Genomic DNA, 5,804 nt, shown 5'->3' on the forward strand with positions numbered 1-5,804 from the left:
ACTCGCCCTCGCCGCCGGAATCTGGCACAACTGGCTCCTCGGAACACCCAACAAACGATCCCTCATCGCCTACGACCATTAGGACTCACTCATCTAGGGTTCGGCCCGACCAGCCTGAGAATCGGCACCCGGTTTCAGATCGGCGCCGTCGGAGATACGTCTCATCCCGGATGGGGGATACTCTGATCAGATACGTGCACCTTGAGGAATGGAGTCACACATGCGGGGAAAGCTTCTGTTCGTCACCGGCGGACTTGTCGGCTACGTTCTCGGCGCGCGCGCCGGGCGCAAGCGCTACGACCAGATCGTTGCGGCGGCACAGGACCTGTGGAGCCGTCCGCCCGTGCAGCGCCGGGTGAACGAGGCCCGCGACTTCGCCCTCGAGCGTGTCGGGGATGTGCCCTCGGCGCTCCTCGAAGGGGGCCGCAAGCTGGTCGCCACGGTTCAGGCCAAGACCGGGCAGGACAAGGCCGGGCAGGACAAGGCCGGCCGAACGACCGGAACCACGGATGTCCCCACGGTTCGCCGCGTCACCGTGACGACGACCGGTCCGACGACCTCACCCGCTGAGCCGTTCGACTCGGCTCCCTCCGCCTGAGCCACGACGTAGCCGCCGCGACATTTCGAATGAAGGGGGAACTGTGAGCAACAGTGGAGTCAAAATCAATGGATTGAACGGCAACGGCCTCAACCCGAAGATCCGCCGTTCGTTGTCCTCTCTGCTCGGCGAACTGCCCGGTCAGATCGGCGCCCTCGTGCAGGCGGAGCTCCAGGCGTTCAAGGCCGAGATGGCCGACAAGGCGAAGAACGTCGGCTTCGGCGTCGCACTGTTCGTCGTGGCCGGCGTGCTGGCGTTCTTCGCCACCGGCGTGCTGGTCGCGGTCGCCGTGATCGCGCTCGCCCTGGTCCTGCCGCTGTGGCTGGCGGGGCTGCTGGTTGCCCTGGCCATGCTGCTGATCGCCTTCCTTCTGGCGCTGCTCGGGCGCAACCGGGTGAAGGCCGGAACCGCGACGGATCCGAACGGCCTGACGGCGAGCATCCGTCGCGACGTAGACGTTTTCAAGGGAGTTGGCGACTATGAGCACTGAACCGAAGATGAGCGCTGCACCGAAGACGAGCACCGAACTGACGACGAGCACCGCGCCGAAGACAGGCGCCGAGTCGAAGACCATCGTCGTGCCGGTCGAGCCGGCAAAGTCCGCGCCCCGGTCGAAGGCCGAGTTGCGCGGCCAGGCGTCGGACGCCCGCGCCGAACTCGCGCGCACCCTCGACGCGATCGAGTACAAGCTCAACCTCCCCAAGCAGTTCCGGTACAAGTCGCGCCGGGCCGTGCTTCGCCTGCGGCGGATGCGGGACGAGAACCCCCTGGCGCTGGCCGGCCTCGCCGCGGTCGCCGCCGCGGTCCTGGGCGGATCGGTCTGGCTCGGGGCGAACGCCGTCCGCCGCCGCTGAACCGCGGCTGAACCGTCGCGAACCGGCGTGGAGCCGCGGCCGTCTTTTGGCTCTCGGACCAAAGAAGTAGAGACTAGTACCCATGACTCACCCGGCTGCCGGAGAGGCAGTAAACCCACCTCACTCCACCACCTCTGCCGAGACCCACCCTCCGATCGACCCTCCCGAGGCGTCGCCGCAGGGGTTCACTCTGTTCGCGGTGCTGCGCAAGGACCCCGCGAACCCGGACGACCTCGACGGCCATGACGTTCCCCACGCTGTGCTCGAGCTCGACGACGTCGTGGACCTGGTCGAGGCCGAGGGCGTCACCGTGCGAGGCTTCTACGACGTCTCCGGACTCCGGGCCGACGCCGACGTGATGATCTGGACCCACGCCCCGGACGCCGAGACCCTGCAGTGGGCCCATCGCCAGCTGCGCCGCAGCCGCCTGCTCAAGAGCCTGCTGCCGACCTGGAACGCCATGGGCGTGCACCGCGACGCCGAGTTCAACAAGAGCCATGTGCCCGGTTTCCTGCGCGGAGTCGAGCCCAAGGGCTGGCTCACCGTCTACCCGTTCGTGCGCAGCTACGAGTGGTACCTGCTGCCCGAGGCCGAGCGCAGCAAGATGCTGGCCGACCACGGCCGCAAGGGCGCGGCCTTCCGCGGCGCGATCGCGAACACGGTCTCGTCCTTCGCCCTCGGCGACTACGAATGGCTGCTTCCGATCGAAAGCGACGAACTCACCGAACTCGTCGACCTGATGCGCGAGCTGCGGGCCACCGAGGCTCGCCGTCACGTGCGCGAAGAGGTCCCGTTCTACACCGGCCGCCGCATCACGACGGCCGAACTCGTGGAGGTTTTGCAGTAATGACAACTTACGACGCCATCCTGCTCGCCGGTTTCGGCGGCCCAGAGGGCCAGGACGACGTGATCCCGTTCCTGCGCAACGTCACCGGCGGGCGCGGCATCCCCGAGGAGCGCCTCGAAGAGGTCGCCAAGCACTACCGCCACTTCGGCGGGGTCAGCCCGATCAACGACCAGAACCGCGTGCTCCGCGCCGCGCTCCAGGCCGAGCTCGACCGCCGTGGCATCGACCTGCCCGTGCTCTGGGGCAACCGCAACTGGGCGCCCTACCTGCGCGACACGATCGCCGAGGCCAACGAGAACGGCCAGAAGCGCCTGCTCGCCATCGCCACCAGCGCGTACAGCTCCTACTCCGGCTGCCGCCAGTACCGCGAGGACTTCGCGGCGGCACTGACCGCAACCGGCCTCGAGGGCGTGGTGCAGATCGACAAGGTGCGCCAGTTCTTCGACCACCCCGGCTTCGTGACCCCGTTCGTGACCGCCCTTCAGAAGGGGCTTGCGGATGTCGAGGCCCAGGTTCCCGGCATCGACCCGGCGACCGAGGTGGAGATCCTGTTCTCCACCCACTCGATCCCGATGACCGACGCCAACAAGAGCGGCCCGGCCGAGCGCGGTTTCGGCGAGGGCGGCGCGTACGCCGCGCAGCACCTGGCCGTGGCCCAGAAGGTCATGGCCGGCCTGGACATCCCGTGGCAGCTGGTCTTCCAGTCCCGCAGCGGCCCGCCCAGCATGCCGTGGCTCGAGCCCGACATCAATGACGCCATCACTCTGCTGCCGGCCCGGGGCATCCGTGCCGTCGTGATCGTGCCGCTCGGCTTCGTCAGCGACCACATGGAGGTCATGTGGGACCTCGACAACGAGGCCACCGAGACGGCCGGGGAACTCGGCCTGGTCTCCGTGCGCGTGCCGACGCCCGGCGTCGACCCGGCCTTCGTCAGCGGGCTGATCGACCTGGTCGAGGAGCGCCTGAACGACACCCCCGACGCCGATCGGCCGCATCAGACCGACCTCGGGCCCTGGTACGACGTGTGTCGCCCCGGCTGCTGCGAGAACGTCCGCCTGGGCTTCAAGCCCGCCGTCGCCGGGATGGCTCCGTGAGCCTGATTCGCGTCGGCACGCGCGGCAGCGCCCTTGCCCTGGCCCAGACCACGGCGATCGCGAATCGCATCGCGACCGCGGCCGGCGCCGAGGTGGAGATCGTTCCGATCACGACGCACGGCGACACCTCCCGGGAACCCCTGTCGAGCCTGGGCGGAACCGGCGTCTTCGCCAGCGCCCTGCGCGAGTCCCTGTTGGCCGGTGACTGCGACGTGGTCGTGCACTCTTTGAAGGACCTGCCGACCGCCGCCTATCCCGGCCTCCGCATCGGCGCCACCCCGAAGCGCGCGGATGCCCGCGACGTGCTGGTCGCCCGCGGCGTGCTGACCTTCGACACGCTGCCCCAGGGCGCGCGCGTGGGCACCGGCTCCCCGCGGCGGGTGGCCCAGCTGCTAGCGCGGCGCCCCGACCTCGACATCGTCGACATCCGCGGCAACGTCGACACCCGACTGGGCCGGGTCGCCGAGGGTGACCTGGACGCCGTCATCCTGGCTGCAGCCGGCCTCAGCCGGCTGGCCCTCCTCGAATCCGTCGACGGGGAGTACCTGGAACTCTCGGAGTGGCCCACCGCTCCCGGCCAGGGCGCGCTCGCGATCGAGGTGCGCGAGGGGAAGATCGACCGGGCCCTCGCCTCGGCGCTGGCCACCCTCAACCACGCCACCACGCAGGCCACGACCACCGCCGAGCGGCTCGTTCTGGCCCGGCTCGAGGCCGGCTGCGCCGCGCCGATCGGCACGATGGCAGCCATCGACGACGGGCTCCTGTTCCTCACCGCCACGGTCTACAGCCCGGACGGCACCCGCAGCGTCGTGAGCTCTCACGCCGCCACACCCGAGTCGCACTCCCTTGTGCACCTGACCGAGGCGGCCGAGGATGTCTCCGACCGGGTGGCTCGAGACCTGCTCGCGGGCGGCGCTGCCGGGTTCGCCCCGATTGAGGTGACCTCGTGATGACCGCGCGCTACCGGAAGATCGAACCGGCCGACAAGCCGCTGACCGGCTGGCGCGTGCTCGTGCCCCGCGGCGGCCCCTGGGGAGACCACGTCGCCGCCGACCTGCGGGCCAGGGGGGCGCAGCCGATCGTCGCGCCGATGATCAACTTCGCCGCGACCGACGACGCCCCCGCGCTCGACGAGGCCCTGGCCCGTCTCGCCGCCGGCGACTTCGACTGGATGACCGTCACCAGCGCCACCACGGTCGACGTGCTCACCTCTCATCGCGCCGTCGTCGCCTCCGGCACGCGCATCGCCGCGGTCGGCGAGACCACGGCCGCCGCTTTGATGGCCGCAGGCTACCGGGTGGACCTCGTCCCCTCCGAGGACAACTCGGCCCGGGGACTGCTCGAGGAGTGGGAGGCGGCCACCTCAGGCCAGGTGCCGCTGCGCATCCTGACCCTGCGGTCGGAGATCGCCAAGCCGTTGCTGACCGAGGGTCTGCGCCGCATCGGCCACGACGTCTCGTCGGTCGTCGCGTACCGCACCATCGGGGTGCCGGTGGATCAGCGTGTCGTCGCCGATGTCGCGGCCGGCAACGTGCAGGCCCTGCTCGTCACCTCGGGGAGCGTCGCCCAGCAGGTCAAGGACCAGTTCGGCCCGATTCCGGAGACCACCGTGGTGGCGTGCATCGGACCGCGCACGGCGAAGGATGCGGCCGCGATCGGCCTGCGGGTCGACGTGGTGGCCGACGCGCCCAGCGCCGAGTCCCTGATCCAGGCGCTGGTGCACGTGGCCGAGTCCCCCTGAGGTCCCCTCTCCCGGTCGCACCCTTATCCCGGTCGCACCCTCTCCCGGTCGCACCCTTATCCCGCTTCCCCTCCCCGCAAACTTCGTCTTCGTGTTCGTGTTCGTCTTCGTCGCCGAGCCGTGAGTTTGGCCCCTGTTTCTCGAACGGGGAGGGGCCGAACTCACGGTTCGGCGAGGTTTCGGCGCCGCGTTTCCGCCGTTGGGGAGCAGGCGGCTGTGAGAGGTCAGGGCGTCTTTCAACCGCCGATCCCGTCGGTTCATCGGGCGGGCGGATGGCTGGGTCGTCCCACGAGTAACACCCGCCTCATTCGTAACTATCTGCGAAATACTTTGGTAAATAGTTGAGATAGCCTCGACAACACGTACGCTTTTTGCTAAAATCGGAGCATGGCAGGAGCCTCCGCACGGCAGTCACCGGCCGCCCCGGCAGAGGCGGCAGATTCACCTGTGCAGCTGATCCGGCAAGTCGCCTTGGCCCTCGCCACGGTCCTCGACGACATCACGTTATCGCTACTCACCGACACCGACGCCCTGGCCGTTCTCGGCGCGGTGGAGCAGCTCGGCCGCCGGGTCGACGCGGCCAGGGTGTCTACGGCGACGGATGTCGCGGACCGCTCCCGCAGCATCCTCGGCCACGATTCCCTGGCCTGGAAACAGGGGGCCAGCAACG

General features: G+C 69.3%; 8 protein-coding genes. All 8 read left to right on the top strand.

All coding sequences use genetic code 11. The features are described from left to right. The first annotated feature begins 220 nt into the window (after positions 1 to 220). Positions 221 to 598 carry a YtxH domain-containing protein gene (locus E3T37_RS05985; RefSeq protein WP_134365902.1) on the top strand — a complete coding sequence of 126 codons (378 nt, stop codon included), beginning with the start codon at positions 221 to 223 and terminating at the stop codon, positions 596 to 598. 43 nt (positions 599 to 641) lie between these two features. Further along, positions 642 to 1,088, top strand: coding sequence for a phage holin family protein (locus E3T37_RS05990; protein WP_160141136.1), 447 nt, complete (start codon positions 642 to 644; stop codon positions 1,086 to 1,088). Beyond that, a complete protein-coding gene (locus E3T37_RS17320) occupies positions 1,078 to 1,452 on the top strand; it encodes a hypothetical protein (RefSeq protein WP_241994541.1) in 375 nt (124 codons plus the stop codon). Before E3T37_RS05990 ends, E3T37_RS17320 begins: the two co-directional genes overlap by 11 nt. 82 nt (positions 1,453 to 1,534) lie before the next feature. After that, positions 1,535 to 2,299: a hydrogen peroxide-dependent heme synthase gene (hemQ, locus tag E3T37_RS06000; RefSeq protein ID WP_134365904.1), complete on the top strand. Its 765-nt coding sequence runs from the start codon at positions 1,535 to 1,537 to the stop codon at positions 2,297 to 2,299. Next, positions 2,299 to 3,393 (top strand): ferrochelatase, encoded by a 1,095-nt coding sequence (locus E3T37_RS06005; RefSeq protein ID WP_134365905.1) that lies wholly within the window; start codon positions 2,299 to 2,301, stop codon positions 3,391 to 3,393. The genes hemQ and E3T37_RS06005 overlap by 1 nt, the downstream gene beginning before the upstream one ends. Next, the gene (hemC, locus tag E3T37_RS06010) at positions 3,390 to 4,343 is read left to right on the top strand and encodes a hydroxymethylbilane synthase (RefSeq protein WP_134365906.1); all 954 of its coding nucleotides are present in this window, start codon (positions 3,390 to 3,392) and stop codon (positions 4,341 to 4,343) included. The genes E3T37_RS06005 and hemC overlap by 4 nt, the downstream gene beginning before the upstream one ends. Further along, positions 4,343 to 5,134, top strand: a complete 792-nt coding sequence (locus E3T37_RS06015; protein WP_134365907.1) for a uroporphyrinogen-III synthase — start codon at positions 4,343 to 4,345, stop codon at positions 5,132 to 5,134. Before hemC ends, E3T37_RS06015 begins: the two co-directional genes overlap by 1 nt. A gap of 387 nt (positions 5,135 to 5,521) precedes the next feature. After that, positions 5,522 to 5,804: hypothetical protein (locus tag E3T37_RS06020; protein ID WP_134365908.1), on the top strand; the 283-nt coding region annotated here is incomplete at its 3' end.

It is taken from the genome of Cryobacterium sp. TMT2-10, assembly GCF_004403075.1.
In the GTDB taxonomy this organism is placed as follows: Bacteria; Actinomycetota; Actinomycetes; order Actinomycetales; family Microbacteriaceae; genus Cryobacterium; species Cryobacterium shii.

Bases quoted from the DNA above. Each gene is read 5' to 3' on its own strand.
- E3T37_RS05985 (WP_134365902.1), top strand. From the start codon at position 221: ATGCGGGGAAAGCTTCTGTTCGTCACCGGCGGACTTGTCGGCTACGTT.
- E3T37_RS17320 (WP_241994541.1), top strand. From the start codon at position 1,078: ATGAGCACTGAACCGAAGATGAGCGCTGCACCGAAGACGAGCACCGAA.
- hemQ (WP_134365904.1), top strand. From the start codon at position 1,535: ATGACTCACCCGGCTGCCGGAGAGGCAGTAAACCCACCTCACTCCACC.
- E3T37_RS06005 (WP_134365905.1), top strand. From the start codon at position 2,299: ATGACAACTTACGACGCCATCCTGCTCGCCGGTTTCGGCGGCCCAGAG.
- E3T37_RS06015 (WP_134365907.1), top strand. From the start codon at position 4,343: ATGACCGCGCGCTACCGGAAGATCGAACCGGCCGACAAGCCGCTGACC.